General features: G+C 65.1%; 18 protein-coding genes. 6 read left to right on the plus strand and 12 right to left on the minus strand.

The features are described 5' to 3' along the window. The 3 genes from ACL02S_RS12050 to glgP form a co-directional block, all read right to left on the minus strand. Complete coding sequence (locus ACL02S_RS12050) at positions 1-534, minus strand: DoxX family protein (protein ID WP_412802448.1); 534 nt, start codon at positions 532-534, stop codon at positions 1-3. A 156-nt stretch (positions 535-690) separates the two neighbouring features. Beyond that, on the minus strand, positions 691-2,052 hold the full coding sequence (locus ACL02S_RS12055; RefSeq protein WP_412802449.1) for an NCS2 family permease: 1,362 nt from the start codon (positions 2,050-2,052) through the stop codon (positions 691-693). 119 nt (positions 2,053-2,171) lie between these two features. After that, positions 2,172-4,745, minus strand: a complete 2,574-nt coding sequence (gene glgP, locus ACL02S_RS12060) for an alpha-glucan family phosphorylase (protein WP_412802450.1) — start codon at positions 4,743-4,745, stop codon at positions 2,172-2,174. Between the two features lie 93 nt (positions 4,746-4,838). Between glgP and ACL02S_RS12065 the strand changes: the two genes are divergently transcribed. The 3 genes from ACL02S_RS12065 to glgB are packed head-to-tail and all read left to right on the plus strand — an operon-like array spanning position 4,839 to position 9,222. Further along, positions 4,839-5,030, plus strand: coding sequence for a hypothetical protein (locus ACL02S_RS12065; protein WP_412802451.1), 192 nt, complete (start codon positions 4,839-4,841; stop codon positions 5,028-5,030). A gap of 38 nt (positions 5,031-5,068) precedes the next feature. Next, positions 5,069-7,069 (plus strand): alpha-1,4-glucan--maltose-1-phosphate maltosyltransferase, encoded by a 2,001-nt coding sequence (locus ACL02S_RS12070; protein ID WP_412802452.1) that lies wholly within the window; start codon positions 5,069-5,071, stop codon positions 7,067-7,069. Beyond that, positions 7,069-9,222: a 1,4-alpha-glucan branching protein GlgB gene (glgB, locus tag ACL02S_RS12075; RefSeq protein ID WP_412802453.1), complete on the plus strand. Its 2,154-nt coding sequence runs from the start codon at positions 7,069-7,071 to the stop codon at positions 9,220-9,222. The genes ACL02S_RS12070 and glgB overlap by 1 nt, the downstream gene beginning before the upstream one ends. Before the next feature lie 119 nt (positions 9,223-9,341). Here the strand turns inward: glgB and ACL02S_RS12080 are convergent, their stop codons facing one another. The 3 genes from ACL02S_RS12080 to ACL02S_RS12090 all read right to left on the minus strand — a co-directional run bounded on the left by ACL02S_RS12080 (position 9,342) and on the right by ACL02S_RS12090 (position 11,952). After that, complete coding sequence (locus ACL02S_RS12080; protein WP_412802487.1) at positions 9,342-10,190, minus strand: tetratricopeptide repeat protein; 849 nt, start codon at positions 10,188-10,190, stop codon at positions 9,342-9,344. Positions 10,191-10,266: 76 nt separating this feature from the next. After that, positions 10,267-10,644 (minus strand): DUF3817 domain-containing protein, encoded by a 378-nt coding sequence (locus ACL02S_RS12085; protein WP_412802454.1) that lies wholly within the window; start codon positions 10,642-10,644, stop codon positions 10,267-10,269. 129 nt (positions 10,645-10,773) lie between these two features. Then, positions 10,774-11,952, minus strand: coding sequence for an acetyl-CoA C-acetyltransferase (locus tag ACL02S_RS12090; RefSeq protein ID WP_412802455.1), 1,179 nt, complete (start codon positions 11,950-11,952; stop codon positions 10,774-10,776). 126 nt (positions 11,953-12,078) lie between these two features. On the opposite strand from ACL02S_RS12090, the gene mce reads away from it, so the two are divergent. After that, entirely contained in the window at positions 12,079-12,552 is a 474-nt protein-coding gene (mce, locus tag ACL02S_RS12095; RefSeq protein WP_412802456.1) for a methylmalonyl-CoA epimerase, read from the plus strand. A gap of 86 nt (positions 12,553-12,638) precedes the next feature. Further along, positions 12,639-13,640, plus strand: coding sequence for a coiled-coil domain-containing protein (locus ACL02S_RS12100; protein ID WP_412802457.1), 1,002 nt, complete (start codon positions 12,639-12,641; stop codon positions 13,638-13,640). A gap of 130 nt (positions 13,641-13,770) precedes the next feature. Here ACL02S_RS12100 and ACL02S_RS12105 read toward each other — a convergent pair whose 3' ends face one another. The 3 genes from ACL02S_RS12105 to ACL02S_RS12115 all read right to left on the minus strand — a co-directional run bounded on the left by ACL02S_RS12105 (position 13,771) and on the right by ACL02S_RS12115 (position 15,352). Continuing rightward, positions 13,771-14,010: a hypothetical protein gene (locus ACL02S_RS12105; RefSeq protein WP_412802458.1), complete on the minus strand. Its 240-nt coding sequence runs from the start codon at positions 14,008-14,010 to the stop codon at positions 13,771-13,773. Between the two features lie 77 nt (positions 14,011-14,087). Continuing rightward, a complete protein-coding gene (locus ACL02S_RS12110) occupies positions 14,088-14,324 on the minus strand; it encodes a hypothetical protein (RefSeq protein WP_412802459.1) in 237 nt (78 codons plus the stop codon). A 146-nt stretch (positions 14,325-14,470) separates the two neighbouring features. After that, positions 14,471-15,352 (minus strand): alpha/beta fold hydrolase, encoded by an 882-nt coding sequence (locus tag ACL02S_RS12115; RefSeq protein WP_412802460.1) that lies wholly within the window; start codon positions 15,350-15,352, stop codon positions 14,471-14,473. A 127-nt stretch (positions 15,353-15,479) separates the two neighbouring features. On the opposite strand from ACL02S_RS12115, the gene ACL02S_RS12120 reads away from it, so the two are divergent. Next, positions 15,480-16,115, plus strand: a complete 636-nt coding sequence (locus ACL02S_RS12120) for a TetR/AcrR family transcriptional regulator (RefSeq protein ID WP_412802461.1) — start codon at positions 15,480-15,482, stop codon at positions 16,113-16,115. Positions 16,116-16,235: 120 nt separating this feature from the next. Here ACL02S_RS12120 and ACL02S_RS12125 read toward each other — a convergent pair whose 3' ends face one another. The 3 genes from ACL02S_RS12125 to ACL02S_RS12135 form a co-directional block, all read right to left on the minus strand. After that, on the minus strand, positions 16,236-16,544 hold the full coding sequence (locus tag ACL02S_RS12125) for an Rv1322 family protein (protein WP_412802462.1): 309 nt from the start codon (positions 16,542-16,544) through the stop codon (positions 16,236-16,238). A gap of 51 nt (positions 16,545-16,595) precedes the next feature. Further along, positions 16,596-17,285, minus strand: coding sequence for an endonuclease NucS (gene nucS / locus ACL02S_RS12130; protein ID WP_412802463.1), 690 nt, complete (start codon positions 17,283-17,285; stop codon positions 16,596-16,598). Between the two features lie 112 nt (positions 17,286-17,397). Beyond that, a partial coding sequence (locus ACL02S_RS12135) for a hypothetical protein (protein WP_412802464.1) occupies positions 17,398-17,783 on the minus strand: 386 nt, incomplete at its 5' end.

Below are 17,783 nucleotides of genomic sequence, written 5' to 3' on the forward strand. Positions count from 1 at the left end.
TCACAAAGTCCACTTCAGGGCCAGTGTGAGCACGCCGGTGACTACCGCGAGCAGTAGCGCGCCCATCCCCCAGACGAAACCGTGGCGTCCCCATGGACGCCCGGCATCCAGCGCGAACCTACCGGGCCCGATGAAGGGAAACGCCGCACCGACCACCGCGAACATCAAGCCCATCTCGTAACCGCCGAGCAGCCCGCCACTCCATATCGCGTTGATCGCGTTGATCATGGTGCCGAGCACAATGGCCCCCGCGAGCGGCGTCAACAGACCCAGCAGAAGCAACAGCCCGCCACCGAGCTCGGTCAGGCCCGCCAGCGTCCCGAACACCTCACCCGGGTTGTAGCCCATCTGCTCGAACCCGTCGGCGTTCTCCTGCCAGCCCGGCCCGTCCCACCAGCCGAAGAGTTTCTGGGCGCCGTGCGCGGCGAGCAATCCACCGAAAACCACCCGGACGATCAGTAAACCGATATCGGCGGCGACGCCGTCCAGCTCGGCATTCGCCCTGGTACGTTCGACTACGGATTCGCTGGTCACTCCGACCCCCTTCGCTTGGCTCTGGTTGTTCCCGCACCATCTGCCCCGCCCTGACCATTACCGCGGCCGAGCCGGGATACGGCCCGTATTCTCCCACGCAGCGCCCGGCCACCCAACCCATCGCACCGCAGTCGAAGCCCCGATATCGAGCGAGTGTTACTCCGCGAGGAAGAAGAAGTAACCGAGGAAGATCACCAGCAGCCCCCACATCACCGGGTGGACTTCCTTGATCCGGCCACGGACCGCCATGATGATCGGGAAGAAGAGCATTCCCATGGCCAGGCCGTTGGCGATGGAGTAGGTCAGCGGCATCATCACGACGGTGAGGAACGCCGGAATCGCGTATTCCAGCCGATTCCACTCGATATCGCCGAGCGAACGCGCCATCAGGATGCCGACCACGATCAGCGCGGGCGCGGTGATCGCGCCAACCCCCGCGATCACCGCGAAGATCGGATAGCAGAACATCGCGAGAAAGAACCAACCCGCGGTGGTGACAGCGGTCAGGCCGGTGCGGCCGCCCGCGGAAACACCCGCGGTCGACTCCACATAGGCGGTGGTGGTCGAAGTACCGATGACAGCGCCTGCCATGGTGCCAACCGAGTCCGCCGCCAGTGCGCGTCCGGCGCGGGGCAGTTTGCCGTTCTCGTCCAGCAGCCCGGCCTGATTCGATACGCCGATCAAGGTGCCCGAGGTATCGAAGAAATCGACGAACAGCATGGTCAACACCACCACAATCATCTGCCCGGTGAATGCGTCCGGCAGGTGGGTGATCGCCTGACCGAAGGTCTGCTCCAGCCCTCTCGGTGCGTCGACTACGCCGTCGGGAAGGTCGACCAAGCCGCTGATGATGCCGACGATCGTGGTGAGCACAATGCCATAGAGCACAGCGCCGTGCTTGCCGAGCGCGAGGAAGACCACGGTCACCAGCAGCCCGAACAGTGCGAGCAGCGTCGTTCCCTTGGTGAAATCGCCGAGAGTGACCAGCGTCGCTTCGCTGCCGACCACGATCCCCGCGTTCCGCAGGCCGAGGAACGCCACGAACAAGCCGATGCCCGCGCCGACGGCGAGCTTCAATTGCATGGGGATGGCATCGAGGACACGTTCGCGCACTTTGGTGATCGCGAGCACGAAAAAGATGACGCCGGACAGGAGCGTCCCCGATAGGGCGACCTCCCACGGGATGCCCATGCCGAGGACCACCGAGAACGCGAAGAACGCATTGAGCCCCATACCGGGCGCCAGCGCGATCGGATAACGGGCCCACAATCCCATGACCAGCGTGCCGAATACCGAGGCGGCAGCGGTCGCGGTGAACACCGCCTGCATGGGGATGCCCTTATCGCCGAGCGCTCCCTGATCCCCGAGCACCGCGGGGTTCACCGCGAGGATGTAGGACATGGCCAGGAAGACGACCGTCCCCGCCATGAGTTCCCGCTTGACGGTCGAGCCCGCGGACCGGACCCCGAAATACCCGTCGAAATGCACACGGGTTCGGTTGAGTACATCGGTGACCATGGCTGACTCCAGTCGGAAACTATGCAGACGTGTGAGGGCACGGTAGCCGACCGCTCATCAACCCAGTTAACTGGACAGTGACCGCCATGTTAAATGGGCCGTGATCAGCGCCACGCCTGCTAAGCCCTCGGCGCGGAGACCAAGCCGAGTTCCACATCGGAGGCCAACAGATCGTGGTGCGGGAGTACCCGCACGGTATAGCCGACCTCACCGGACAGCGGAAGCGGGGTATCGACGGTGAACACCTCGACGCCGGAATCCGACCCGCTGTGGGTCATCGGTACCGTCGTGGTTTCGCACAGATCGTCGGTCATCGATACCCGGCCGAGCACGGCCTGCACCACCACGTCCGAGACGCTCAACCCACCGAGCCCGATGCGCGCGGTGAGCGACAGCCGCGCCCCGATAATCGGCGTATCCGGCAATCCGGCATTGTCCACCTGGAGCACCTTGACCGACGACCACGCCGACTCCACCCGGCGGTGGTACGCTGCGATAGCCCTGGCCGCGGCGAAATCATCGCCGATGGCCTGCTGATAGGCCGCCGCGGCAGGCGCGTAGTACTCCACCGCGTAGTCGCGGACCATCCGGGAGGCCAGCACCTTCGGCCCCAAGGTCTGCAAGGTGTGCCGGACCATCTCCACCCAGCGCACCGGCATCCCCGATCCGTCACGATCGTAGAAGCGCGGCGCGACGGTGCGCTCGAGCAGATCGTAGAGCGCGGCCGCCTCCAGATCGTCCCTGCGCTGCTCATCGCGGACGCCCTCCGCCGTCGGGATGGCCCAGCCGTTCTCGCCGTCGTACATCTCGTCCCACCACCCGTCCCGGATGGACAGGTTCAACCCGCCGTTGAGGGCGGATTTCATACCGGAGGTGCCACACGCCTCCAACGGGCGCAGCGGGTTGTTCAGCCAGACATCGCAGCCCCAGTACAGATAGCGGGCCATCGACATGTCGTAGTCGGGCAGGAAGACGATCCGATGCCGCACCTCTGGATCGTCCGCGAAGCGGACCACCTGCTGGATGAGCGCCTTGCCGCCGTCGTCGGCCGGGTGACTCTTGCCCGCGACAACCAATTGCAGCGGCCGGTCCGGATCCAGCAACAGCGCGCGCAGGCGCTGCGGATCGCGCAGCATAAGGGTGAGCCGCTTATAGGTCGGCACCCGGCGGGCGAACCCGATGGTCAGCACCTCCGGGTCGAAGACATCGTCCACCCAGCCGAGTTCGGCTTCCGCGGCGCCACGCTCCAGCCAGGAGGCGCGCAACCGGCGGCGTACCTCCTCGACCAACAAGCCGCGCAGGGTATTGCGGGTCGACCACAGCTCGGTCAGATCCACCTCGTTCAGCCGTTCCCAGCCGCGCGCCTCCTCCACCAGCTCGGTACCGATGTGCTCCCGTGCCTTGTCGACCCATTCCCGCGCAGCCCAGGTATTGGCGTGTACGCCATTGGTGATCGACCCGATCGGCACCTCCGCGGGATCGAACCCCGGCCACAACGAGGCGAACATGGTCCGGCTCACCGCACCGTGCAACGTGGAGACGCCATTGGCCCGTTGTGCCAGCCGCAAGCCCATATGCGCCATATTGAACACCGACGGGTCGGCTTCCCGTCCCAGCGCCACGATCCGGTCCACCGACAGGCCGGGCAACAGGACCGAGTCGGAGTGTCCGTGCGCACCGCCGAAATACCGGCGCACCATCGGCATGGGGAACCGGTCGATACCCGCGGGAACCGGGGTGTGCGTGGTGAACACCGTCCCAGCCCGCACCGTGGCGAGCGCGGAATCGAAATCGTTTCCCGCCGCGACGAATTCCCGGATACGCTCCACCCCGAGAAAACCCGCGTGACCTTCGTTCATATGGAAAACGTCGGGATCGGGGAGCCCGGCCGCCGCCGTATACGCGCGCACCGCGCGTACGCCGCCGATGCCCGCCAGGATCTCCTGCCGGATCCGGTGCTCCTGATCGCCACCGTAGAGACGATCGGTAACGGCACGCAGTTCCGGATCGTTCTCGGTGATATCGGAGTCGAGCAGCAGCAGCGGAACCCGGCCTACCTGCGCGATCCATACCCGCGCGCGCAGTACCCTGCCCTCTGGCATGGCCACGTGGACGAGTACCGGCGACCCATCGGAGGTGAGCGCCCGCAACGGAAGCCCCTGCGGATCCAGCGCCGGATAGTGCTCGGCCTGCCAACCGTCCGCCGACAACGACTGCCGGAAGTAGCCCGAACGGTACAGCAGCCCGACACCGATCAGCGGCAACCCGAGATCGGATGCCGCCTTCAAATGGTCACCGGCCAGAATGCCCAACCCACCCGAGTAATTCGGCAGGGCCTCGGTAACACCGAATTCCATCGAGAAATAGGCGATACCACGCACCCCCTCTTCGCCCGACCGGCGCTGGAACCACCCCGGCGCCGCCAAGTAGTCACGCAGATCCGCGGCCACAGAGTCGACGCGGGCGACATAATCGGGGTCGGCGGCGAGCTCATCCAGCCGCGCCGCAGGCACCTCACCCAGCAACCGAACCGGATCGTGCCCCATGTCCTGCCATCGCTGCGGATCGAGCTCGGCGAACAGGTCCTGGGTCGGCGGATGCCATGACCACCGCAGATTCGTAGCGAGCTCCCCCAGGGCCGCCAGGCGCTCGGGCAGATGAGCACGGACGGTGAAGCGACGCAATGCCTTCATGCTCAGAAACCTACACTGTCCGCCCCGGGTCCGCCGGGCGATGCAACTTCCACAATCCCCCTTCTACCAGCGGATTTCGCCAGATTACCCGCTGTGGACCACACCAGGGAATACACAGTGGAGCACTACGCGGTCCGCGATGGACACACACTGGACCGACGAAACGAAACCGGCCCTTCGACGTGGCCCACCCTCGACCTGGGCCACACCGCCGAGGCACGTCGACCCGGCATCCCTGCTCAGCGGCTGCGCACCGATTCGGGTAATCCGTCGGACGATCATTGAGCAGGCCCCTACCGTCGGCTAACGGTAGGTTGGTCACCGTGACCGGCCGCATCGCTATCGATGACACTGCCCCATCCATCGCAGGCGACAGGCCTGCCAAGGCCGTAATCGGCGAAGTTTTCCCGGTGCGAACCGTGGTATGGCGAGAAGGACACCAAGCCGTCGCCGCCACGTTGGTCGTCCGTGCTCCCGGCGCGTCCCGGCCGATTCGGATCCGGATGACACCGGACTACGAGCCCGACGTGTTCAACGCCGTATTCACCCCGAATACACCGGGTAGGTGGACCTACCGCATCGAAGGCTGGGGCGATCCGCTCACCACCTGGCGTTCGGCGATCGAAGCGAAGCTGGCCGTCGGGCAGAGCGCCGCCGATCTGGCCAACGACTTGGAGCTGGGCGCCCAATTGTTCGAGCGCGCGGCGCGGGCCGCGCCGAAGGGACAACCCGAGCGCTTACGCGCGGTCGCGGCGGCACTGCGCGGCACCGAACAACTACCCGCCAGGATGGCCTCGGCCTTCTCCGAAGAGATCGCCGAGATTCTGCGCGCCACCCCCGTGCGTGACCTGGTCACCAGGGGCCCGCAGCGCACTGTGCTGGTCGAGCGGCAACGCGCGCTCTATGGCTCGTGGTACGAGTTCTTCCCCCGTTCCACCGGTGGCCGCGACGCCACAGGTACCCCGATCCACGGCACCTTCGCGACCGCGGCCGAGGCACTCTCGCGCATTGCCGCCATGGGCTTCGATGTGGTGTACCTGCCACCGATCCATCCGATCGGCGAAGTGAACCGCAAAGGCCGTAACAACTCCCTCATCGCGGAGCCTGGCGATATCGGCTCACCGTGGGCGATCGGTTCGGCGCACGGTGGTCACGATGCCGTGCACCCCGATCTCGGTACCGAAGCCGATTTCGTGGATTTCGTCGCGGAGGCAACGCGACTCGGCCTCGAGGTCGCGCTCGATCTCGCATTGCAATGCGCGCCGGACCATCCCTGGGTGCGTGCACATCCCGAATGGTTCACCACCCTGCCGGATGGCACCATCGCCTACGCCGAGAACCCGCCGAAGAAATACCAGGACATCTATCCTGTCGATTTCGACAACGACCGCCACGGCATCTATCGCGAGGTGCTGCGCATAGTCCGGCACTGGATCAGCTTGGGTGTCAAAGTCTTCCGGGTCGACAACCCCCACACCAAACCGGCGGACCTGTGGGAATGGCTGATCGCGAATGTGCACCGCACCGACCCGGATGTGATCTTCCTATCCGAGGCATTCACCCGCCCGGCCCGGCTCTACGGTCTGGCTCGGCGAGGTTTCAGCCAGTCCTACACGTACTTCACCTGGCGGGTGACCAAATGGGAACTGACCGAGTTCGGCAACGAGCTGGCCGCCAAGGCCGATGAGGCCCGTCCCAACCTGTTCGTGAACACTCCGGATATCTTGCACGAGAGCCTCCAGCACGGCGGGCCTGGCATGTTCGCCATCCGTGCGGTTCTGGCCGCCACTCTCGCCCCGACCTGGGGCGTCTACTCCGGCTTCGAACTGTTCGAACATCAGGCAGTGCGTCCAGGCAGCGAGGAGTACCTCGATTCGGAGAAATACGAGCTACGCCCGCGTCCGTTCGCCGAAGCGCTCGCCCGCGGCGAATCGCTGGAGCCGTGGCTCACCCGGCTCAACGAAATCCGGCGAGCGCACCCCGCCCTGCAGCAGTTGCGCTGCCTGCACTTCCACCATGTGGACAATGACGCACTGCTTGCGTACTCCAAAATCGATCCTGCCGGTGGAGACGCGGTTCTGGTCGTGGTCAATCTGAATCCGTTCGGCGCGGAGTGGGGCATGCTCTCGCTCGACCTGCCCGCGATCGGCTTGGAGTGGCACGACCATCCGGTGGTGTACGACGAGGTCAGCGGTGAGGAATACCACTGGGCGCAAACCAATTACGTGCGTTTGGATCCGGCGCGCGCGGTCGCGCACATCATCACCCTGCCTCCGGTGTCCCAGCAGGCCCGTACCGAGCTCGCGTACCGCAGGACGCTGTGATGCGGCGTCGCGATCTCATGCTGCTGGCAGCTGGCACCCATGCCGATCCGCACACCGTACTCGGTGCGCATCCGGCTCCCGGTGGCACCGTGGTGCGCGTACTGCGCCCACACGCCGAGGCGGTATCGGTGCGTGTCGGCGGTACCGATCACGCGCTGGATTCGCTCGACCATGGGGTATTCGCCGCCGTGCTGCCCTACCAGGAGCTCATGGACTACCGCGTCGTGACGACGTATCCGGGTAGCCGGACAATCATCAGCGCCGACGGCTACCGCTTCCTGCCCACACTCGGAGACCTCGACCTGCATCTCATCGGGGAAGGCAGGCATGAGCGCCTCTGGGAAGTTCTCGGCGCGCACCCGCGCCGCTACACCACCCTCGATGGTGAGGTCGAGGGCACGGCGTTCGCGGTGTGGGCGCCTAATGCGCGCGGTATCACCGTCATCGGCGACTTCGACGGCTGGAGTGGTAACACCGCGCCGATGCGCTCACTCGGATCATCAGGGATCTGGGAAGTCTTCATCCCGGACATCGGGCCCGGTGCCAAATACAAATACCGTGTGCACGGCGCCGATGGGCGAACTACCGATCACGCCGACCCGCTGGCCTTCGCCACCGAGCATCCCCCGGCGACGGCATCGGTGGTCACCGAAAGCCACTACCGGTGGAGCGATCACACCTGGCTGGCGCAACGCGCGGCCACCGACCCGACCCGCGCGCCGATGAGCATCTACGAGGTGCACCTCGGCTCGTGGCGAACCGGCCTCTGCTACCGCGACCTGGCCGACCAGCTGGCCGAATACGTCCGGGAAGCCGGATTCACCCATATCGAGTTACTACCCATCGCCGAACATCCGTTCGGTGGCTCCTGGGGCTATCAGGTCACCTCCTACTACGCACCGAGCGCACGGTTCGGCTCCCCGGACGACTTCCGCGCCTTCGTCGACCGGATGCACGCGGCGGGCATCGGTGTACTGCTGGACTGGGTCCCCGCCCATTTCCCCCGCGATGAATGGGCGCTGGCCCGATTCGACGGTACCCCGCTCTACGAGCACGCCGATCCCCGGCGCGGCGAACAACGCGACTGGGGCACCTACATTTTCGATTTCGGCAGGCACGAGGTGCGCAACTTCCTCGTCGCCAACGCGAACTATTGGATCGAGGAATTCCATATCGACGGGCTGCGGGTCGACGCGGTCGCCTCCATGCTCTACCTGGACTATTCGCGTGCCGAAGGCGAGTGGGAGCCCAATGTGCACGGCGGCAGAGAGAATCTGGAAGCCGTCGGCTTCCTGCAAGAGCTCAACGACACGGTGCACCGCAAGCATCCGGGTGTGGTCACCATCGCCGAGGAGTCCACCACCTGGCCCGGCGTCACCCGCGGCACCGATGTCGGCGGGCTCGGCTTCACCATGAAATGGAATATGGGCTGGATGCACGACACCCTCGGGTTCCTCGGTCGCGACCCGGTGCACCGTACCTGGCATCACAATGAGATCACCTTCTCGTTGATGTATGCCTGGAGCGAGAACTATCTGCTGCCGATCAGCCATGACGAAGTGGTGCACGGTAAGGGCACACTGTGGACCAGGATGCCGGGTGATGATTTCGCCAAGGCAGGTGGGGTGCGGGCGCTGCTGGCCTATATGTGGGCTCATCCAGGTAAGCAACTGCTGTTCATGGGCCAGGACTTCGGCCAATTCCGGGAGTGGTCGCATGACCGCGGCCTGGACTGGCAGGAGCTGGACAATCCACTGCACCAGGGCATCGCGGCGCTGGTCCGGGACCTGAACGCGGTCTACCTGGCGCACCCCGCGCTGTGGAGCCAGGACACCGCGCCCGGTGGTTATGCGTGGATCGAAGCGAACGACCGGACCAACAACGTGCTGGCTTTCCTGCGCCACGGTGCGGATGGCTCCGTAGTCGCGTGCGTCTACAACTTCTCCGGCTCGATGCACGGCGCGTACCGCATCGGCCTTCCCCACACCGGACGCTGGCTGGAGATCCTCAACACCGATGCGGCAGGCTACGGCGGCTCCGGTATCGGCAATCTGGGCGAGGTGGTGGCCACGGACGAGCCATGGCACGGCCGTCCGGCGTCCGCCACGGTGCGGCTCGCACCGAACGGCGCACTCTGGTTGCGCCCCGCATGACCGCGAGGAAGTAACCACCCGGCCCGCGCCGCACCCAGCCGCAGGCCCGGTTCGAGAACCGCGCAGCACACAGAGCAGCTCGGTGTCGAACCCGGCCGGGCGGCAGAGTGCGATGCCGCTCAGTACAACGCGGCGGCCAGTTTGCGCCGGGCGGCGATGACGAACGGCTCGGCCTGGTCGAACAACTCGAACAGTTCCAACAGCCGGGTCCGCGCCGTGGTGCGCTCCTCACCCGAGGTGCGCTTGACCACAGCGATCAGCCGGTCGAAAGCCGCTTCTGGACGCTGCTGGAACAGTTCGAGGTCGGCGGCGGCGATCGCGGCGTCGACATTCGCCGGGTCGGCGTCCGCGGTCTCGATAGCCGATTCGGGAAGCTCCTGCGCCCTGGCGAGGAACCGCAACTGACGCAGCGCGCCCTTGGCCTCCTCATTCGCCGGTTCGGCCGCGAGAATATCCTGGTAAACCGCTTCGGCCCCGGCCAGATCACCCTGGTCCAGTGCCGCCTCCGCGGCCGCGAAACGCGGATCCGCGGCAGGCTCTTCCGGCTGGCCTTCACCTTCCAGCTTCCCTGCCACGGCCTCGATCACCGCGTTCAGCCATTGCCGTACCTGCGGCTCCGGCTGCGCGCCCTCGAAGTCGGCCAGCGGTTGTCCGGCCGCGATCGCGATCACGGTCGGAATGCCTTGTACGCGCAGCGCCTGAGCGATACGCATATTGGCCTCGGCCTCCACGGTGGCCAGGTCCCAGGTGCCGCCATCGGCGGCCACCAGGCGCTCCAGCGTCCGAACCAATTCGACGCTGCCAGGGCTGCGCTGTGAATACAGCACGACAACCACGGGCACCTGCATCGAGCGCCGCAACACCTTGGTCTCGAAATCGGCCTCGGATACCCCGTAGTCGCCACCGGTCGCACCGGCAGCGCCCCCTGCGGGCTGTTTCAGGCTGGACAGATCGACCGCACCGGACATGGCGGCGGCGACAGCGGGCGAAGGACGGCGTGCGGCTGGTCGATTCACGGCTCCTAGTTTGTCATGACATGGCTTGTCACGACATCACGGATGCGGGTGCTTCGGACTCGGCCGACCTGTTGTTGCTCAGCTCACCCAGCTGACCCGTACGTGCCGCCCAGATCTCGAACAGCACCCCGCAGAACGGCGGAAGGCTGGACAGCAAGGCCAGGATGGTGGTCTTGGCACTCCAGCTCAGTTCGCGTGCGGTCACCAGCACGGCGAGCACGAACAGGACGAAGACGATGCCGTGCGCCATACCGAATACCTTGACCGGCCACAGCACCGGTTCAGGGAGCCGCTTGTACACCATGCCGATGATCAGCAGAAACCAGGTGACCGCCTCTAGCACCGCGAGAAAGCGAAACCGTTTGGCCACTGTACTGAGGTCGAAGACATTGCCCATGCGCACCATTCTGCAGGATGAACTACATGCCGTCGTAGACGAACCGGTCACAGTGCGGACCACAGACGAAAGCGGCCGATGGCCACCCCTGGTCAAGGCGGTCATCGGCTGCTGATTCGCTGCCGGGTACCTTCGCGATCAGACCCGGACGATGAGCGCGTCGCCCTGGCCACCGCCACCGCAGAGCGCCGCCGCGCCGACTCCACCGCCACGGCGCTTCAGCTCCAACACCAGATGCAGCAGAATCCGGGCACCGGACATACCCAGTGGATGACCGATCGCGATGGCGCCACCATTGACGTTCACCTTCGCCGGGTCGATACCCAGCTTGCGCGTGGAAGCCACCCCGACCGCCGCGAATGCCTCATTGATCTCGACCAAGTCCAGATCCGCCGGTGAGATACCTTCCCGCGCACAGGCTTTGACGATCGCATTGGCCGGCTGATCCTGCAGTGTCGAGTCAGGACCCGCGACAACCCCCGCGGCGCCGATCTCGGCGATCCAGCTCAGCCCGAGCGACTCCGCTTTCTCCTTACTCATCACCACAACGGCAGCCGCGCCATCGGAGATCTGCGAGGCGGTACCCGCGGTGATGGTGCCCTCCTTGCTGAACGCCGGACGCAGCTTGGCCAGCGATTCGGCCGTGGTATCCGCCCGGATCCCCTCGTCGGCGGTCACCAGCACCGGATCACCCTTACGCTGCGGCACCGCGACCGGGACCACCTCGTCCTCGAACACGCCGTTCTTCCAGGCCGCTGCCGCACGCTGGTGTGAAGCCGCCGCAAAAGCGTCCTGGTCCGCCCTGCTGATCTCGTCGGTCTGGTTGCGCTGCTCGGTAAGCGCACCCATCGCCTGATCGGTGAAGATATCGTGCAGCCCGTCGTAGGCCATGTGGTCGCGCAGCGTCACATCGCCGTACTTGAAGCCCTCCCTGCTCTTTTCCAGCAGATGCGGTGCCCGGCTCATGGATTCCTGACCGCCCGCGACAACGATCTCGTACTCACCCGCCCGGATCAGCTGGTCGGCGAGGGCGATCGCATTGATACCGGACAAACACACCTTGTTCAGTGTCAGCGCGGGCACATCCATCGGAATACCCGCGGCGACAGCCGCCTGCCTGGCCGGGATCTGCCCCGCGCCTGCGGTGAGCACCTGCCCCATGATCACGTAGTCGACCCGACTCGGATCGACGCCGCCCTTCTCCAGCGCCGCCTTGATGGCAAAACCACCCAGATCGGAACCGCTGAAGTCCTTCAGCCCCCCGAGCAGTCTGCCGACCGGGGTGCGCGCACCGGAGACGATCACGGAAGTGGTCACGACGAGCCTCGCATTCATAGATCGGACCTGCCCGCGCTGCCCCGGGCGGCGCGACAACAGGTGTTCTACTCAACGGTAACCGGTCCGGTCTAGGCTTCAGGGGTCAGGCCGCGCTAGGTTCGACCTGTGAGCACAGTGACAGATCCATCGGCCTTCCTTCCCGCCGACTATGTGACCGCGATCGACCACGTGGGGATAGCAGTGCCCGATCTGGACGCCGCGGTCGCCTGGTACGCCGAAAGCCTCGGCATGATCGAGACTCATCGCGAGATCAACGAGGATCAAGGAGTGCACGAGGCGATGCTGTCGCTACCGAATGCGCCGGACCGCGCCACCGCCCTGCAGTTGCTGGCTCCACTCAACGCGGAGTCGACTATCGCGAAGTTCATCGACCGCAGCGGGCCCGGCCTGCAGCAACTGGCCTGCCGCGTCACCGATATCGATGCCGTATCCGCCTATCTGCGTACCAAAGGGTTGCGTTTGCTGTACGAGGCCCCTCGGCATGGAACGGCCGATTCCCGCATCAATTTCATCCACCCGAAGGATGCTGGTGGTGTGCTGATCGAATTGGTCGAACCAGGCCCCAATGTTACCGACTAGTATCGAAATCGAGTCGAGGTAACGCGGTGGAATGACATTCGCGGTCGAGTCACCATCGATTGTCCGCAGGCTGTAGTTTGTGTGCCATGTCGTCACCCGAGTCCGATCGCAACCGCTTCGTTGCGCTGCCCTTCACCGTTGTGCGCAAGGGTTATGCGCAAGATGAGGTGCGTAACTACTTCGACCGCTTCGACGCGGAACTGAGAGTCACCGCTACCGACCGCGATGCCGCTGCGGCACAGGCACGTAACCTCGCGAGCCAGCTGGAAGACGCGCGCGACGAGATCGACGAACTCCGCAAGGAGGTCGACCGACTCTCGGTACCGCCGACCACTGCCGAAGGCATGTCCGACCGCATCTCTCGCATGCTTCGCCTGGCCTCGGACGAGGCGTCCGAGGTGCGCGCCCTCGCGCAGGCCGAAGCAGCGGAAATGGTGTCGATCGCCGAGCAGCAGGCCACCGAGATGCGCGGCAAGTACGAGTCGCTGCTCGCGGAGACGAAAGAGAAGCGCGAGGCGCTCGAGGTCGAATTCGAGCAGACTCTCGCGAACGCGCGCGCCGAGTCCACGAAGATCATCGAGGCCGCCCAGGCCGAGGCCGAGCGTATCGCCAAGGAAGCCGAGGCGAAGCGTAAGGCCGCTCAGCAGGACTTCGAGGCCACCATGGCCGAGCGTCGCACCAAGCTCACCCGTGCGATGGAAGAGCTGGAGGCCACCAGCCGCGCCGAAGCCGCCCAGCGGATCAAGGACGCGACCGACGAGGCCAACCGTCTCATCACCTCCGCCACCCAGACCTCCGAGCGCAAGATCGCGCATGCGAAGGAACTGGCCGAGGAGATGCGCGTACTGCGTGGTCGCGTGCTCGCCCAGCTGCTCGGCATCCGCGGCCAGCTCGATTCGGTGCCCGCGATGCTCGCCGCGGTCAACCGGGAGAGCGAATTGCTGGACGGCGTTCCCGATACGCGCAAGTCGATCGGCGGCAATGCCAAGTCGGTCACCGACTCACGCCAGAAGGCCATCTCCGAGACCACCGATGCGGATAACGACGCCGACTCGGAAGACCGCGAGAACGCCGACGTCAGCAACTGAGCCCAGTCCAACGACGACTGCATCAATTACCGAAGGCCGTCCCGGTACGGGGCGGCCTTCGGTGCTGAAATGGCAACCCCGGGGCCACCGGGCCAACCCACAGGATGCACGTGATCGCGGTCGTAAGCGATCAGGGGCCGAGGATCGCTCGGATATGGTCCGCGGCGCGGCGCGCGGTGTTTTCGTCCACTATCGCGATGGGTCCGTCCGCGTCAGTGAACCAGCCCGGCCCGACGGTGAACGGCGCACCGGTAAGCGCGACACCCACCGGGCCGAGATCGCAGATGATGGCATCACCTGACATCGGATCGGAGACCACCTCGACGATGATGTACTGGCGCCGGATCCGGTTGTAGTCATCAGAGCTCACGATCAAGCACAGCATCCCACCGGGCAGGACAGATCCCGACGGGGCATGCCAAACCTCGCCGAACCGGGGAGCCGGCATCAGCCGGCCGGGTGCCGCTGCGCAATGAGATCGGCGGTCACCACGGTCGCGCGGTCCGGGGTGTACCCGGCCGCGTTCAATGTCGCACTGTCGGCGGCGATACGCCGGCGCAGATCGTCGCGGTGAACCAGCCCGGCCAGATATGCCGACCGGTCGAGACCGTCCTCCTGCGCCCGGCGGGCGAGGATTTCCAGGGTCTCGTCATTGAACGACACCGACGTCTTCCGTCCAGGCATACCGCCGAGCATACCGCCGGCAACGGTAGGCCGGAATAGTGATATCCGCACCATTTCCTGGCAGCGACCGATGAATCCCCCGACCAGATCGGCAGGCATCTCGACAAGCCGCCGAATGTCATCCGGCCGATCTGCTGTCGATCGGTTCAGATTCGGACCTGATCGTGGTTGCCGATGAAGTCGAGGAAACGCGGAATCGCCTGATCCGGATTCGCCCAGAGCACATCGTGCCCGATACCAGGGTAGATCTCGATATCCGCCGCTGGAATGTACTTCCAGATCCGGGCAGAGACGAGCCCGGGATCATTGGCTACTGTCTCGGCACCGAAGAGCACCAGCATCGGCGCGGTAATGGCGGCCAACTGCTCGTCGGTGAGCGGTTGCTCCCATGGCATACCCGTCCGGAACTTCAGGGCGGCCATGACCATGGCGAACTCCTGATCAGTGAGCTCGGTACCGGGATTGAGCCACTTGTTGAGCTTGCGCATCCGTTCAGGAGTCGGCCGCATGCCCGCGAGCAGGAGTTTGAGCAGCACACTCCACCGCGGCTTGACGAAGGTGCCCGCGCCCGGTTCGAACATGGTCAAGCTCGCCAGACGTTCGGAGTGCGATGCGGCGACCAGAATAGCGATCCACGAGCCGGCGGAGTTTCCGGCCAGATGGACCCGATCCACACCGAGCCCATCGAGCACCTCGATCAACCACTTCACCACATCCGCCCCGTCGCGCATGGGTGCGGTCTGGGTACAGCGACCCGGCCACCCCATGATGTCCGGCGTATACACCACGCGGTCGCGCGCGAGATCCTCGATGAACCGGAGCCACACCTGACCGTTGCCGGATACGCCCGGCAGTAACAGGATCGGCGCACCATCCCCTGTTCCCGATGCGCGTACCGGTGTTGTCCCGAAAGAGGTTTCGACAACGCGCTGGGTCGAAGGTACCGGCCACTGTGCCGCCAAGACATCGTAGGCCCGCAGAAAGGTATCCCTCGCTTCGTCGCTGGTGAATCGCCCGATCTTCGGCATGAGCCGCCCCTTCGCCAGTTTTACTGATATGCACGTACCAGGTTTTACGATATGACCGTACCATGTTTATGGTATGAACATATCAATTCTGCGGTACATACGTACCAGCTAGGCTGATGGACCTTCGATGGGAAAGGAAGGCAGCGGGCTCGTGCCACGAGTGGTCGATCATGAAGTGCGGCGACGGCAGATCACCGATGCCGTGCGGCGAGTTATCGTCCGCGGCGGGCTGGAAGCCGTGACCTTCCAAACGGTCTCCGCCGAGGCCGGGGTCTCCGTACGGCTGGTGCAGTATTACTTCGGAACCAAGAAAGACTTCCTGCTGGCGACCCACCGATCGGTGATGCAGGACGCCGGCGCCCGTTTCATGCAACGGTGGAGCGCGCTGGGCGAAGACGCCACACCCCGCGAAGCGATCCGCGCGATCCTGACCGAACTGCTCCCGCTGGACGACCGACGCCGGGAGGAAGCCATCGTGCTCGGTGCTTTCGGCTGGGCGGCGATCACCGGCCAGGGCATCACGGCGGAAGAAACCTTCGCGGCGCCACGCGCGTTGGTCGCGATCGTCGCCGACCAACTCCGACGAGCTCGTCACCTCCGCGCAGCGACAGACCGAAGCGACCCAGACCTCGACGCCGAGCTCATCACCATGGCAATCGGTGGACTCGCACAAGGCATGCTCCAGGGGTACACCACCGCCCACTCAGCAGTCGAACTCGTCGAACATCTCCTCGATCGCGTACTGGGCACGCACACCGTGTGAGCGAACGAATCCGCCCGGCGCCGATCGAACACGCACCCCCGGATAGCAATCCAATGCTCACGCACCCCGAGTCCCGACCTGTCCGCACCACCGGCCGGTCCGTTGGCGTAGACGCCGACCTCAAGACCAGCGCCGAGTGACCTTGCGCGTCAGGCGTCCGTTCCAGCAGCCACGATGCCAGTGCCTGCGATCGGCCTCACCCGCGTAACTAGGCCACGCGACGATATGCGCGACCCCAGGCCCGATCGCATGGTCGCAACCGGGGCAGCGATAGGTCTTGGTCGCACGAGCAGCCGGGATCGTACGGACCGCGTACATTTCGTCACCGTCCGGCCCTGGCTCACTCCGTCCGAACACATCCCGGAGTGGAGCGCCACCGGACCGCGCACGACCGACATGGCGGTCCGAACGTGGTTTCCGGCGGGGCATGGCGCTCAGCCTATTACTTGCCCATGCACCGCCCCCACTCCCCCCGAGGATTCAGAACAAGCGGAACTCGTTGCTCTCCGTACCGCGGAGTGCGTCGTAATCGAGCGTGAGGCAGCGGATACCGCGATCTTCGGCGAGCGTACGAGCTTGTGGTTTGATCTGCTGAGCGGCGAAGACACCCGCGACCGGAGCCAGCAACGGATCGCGGTTGAGCAGCTCGAGATACCGAGTGAGCTGTTCGACGCCGTCGATCTCGCCGCGTCGCTTGATCTCGACGGCCACAGTGCCACCATCAGCGTCCCGGCACAGTAAGTCGACCGGGCCGATCGCGGTCATGTACTCACGGCGGATGAGCGTGTAGCCCGCGCCGAGGGTCTGCACATGCTCGGCGAGCAGCTCCTGAAGATGAGCCTCCACCCCGTCCTTCACCAGACCGGGGTCTACCCCGAGTTCATGCGAGGAGTCGTGCTCGACGTCCTCGATGGTGATGCGGAGCTCCTCTCCCGCTTTATTGGTGACAACCCATAGTGCCTCCGCACCCTCCGGGAGCTGTGCATCACCGTTGCGCTCCGCCAACCAACACGGCGGGCTCATCCAGTTCAGCGGCTTATACGAGCCGCCATCGGAATGCACGAGCACCGAACCGTCCGCTTTGATCAGCAACAACCGGCGAGCCATCGGAAGGTGGGCGGTGAGCCGCCCTACATAATCGACCTGACAGCGAGCAATCACAAGGCGCACCCAAGCACTGTAGGTGAGAGCCCGGCATCCGCTGCCACCAACCCATCGCACCATCCGATACTCGATCGAGCGGAGTGGGATGATGGCTGCGGGACTGAGTCGGGAGCGCCGCCTAGCTTCGCGCCCGCAGTGCCTCGGTCAACTGTTCGATGCTCGGCAACCCGGCTAACCTGGCCTCGGTCGGGTAGACGCGGCACGCGAGCTGGGTCACCGGCTCCGCATCGTCGAATGCGTCGACACCGTCGACGAGGATCGTCGGTGAGCCCGCGAACGGTGCCGCGGCTGCCTCTGCGTCCGAAGCGATCCGTTGGTATCCGATCTCGATATCAGTACGCCCGATCGCAGTTACCGCCGCTCGGACACGGTCGGCCGCCTCCCGCCAGTTCGGGCACCCGTCGAAATACAGAATCTCCACCTTCATATCGACGATTCTGCGCTGCGGGGGGCTTATATGCCGAGCTACCGTATCCGGATAGGAAATGCCGAAGGCCCCCAACA

It is taken from the genome of Nocardia spongicola (assembly GCF_047200775.1).
Taxonomy (GTDB): Bacteria; Actinomycetota; Actinomycetes; order Mycobacteriales; family Mycobacteriaceae; genus Nocardia.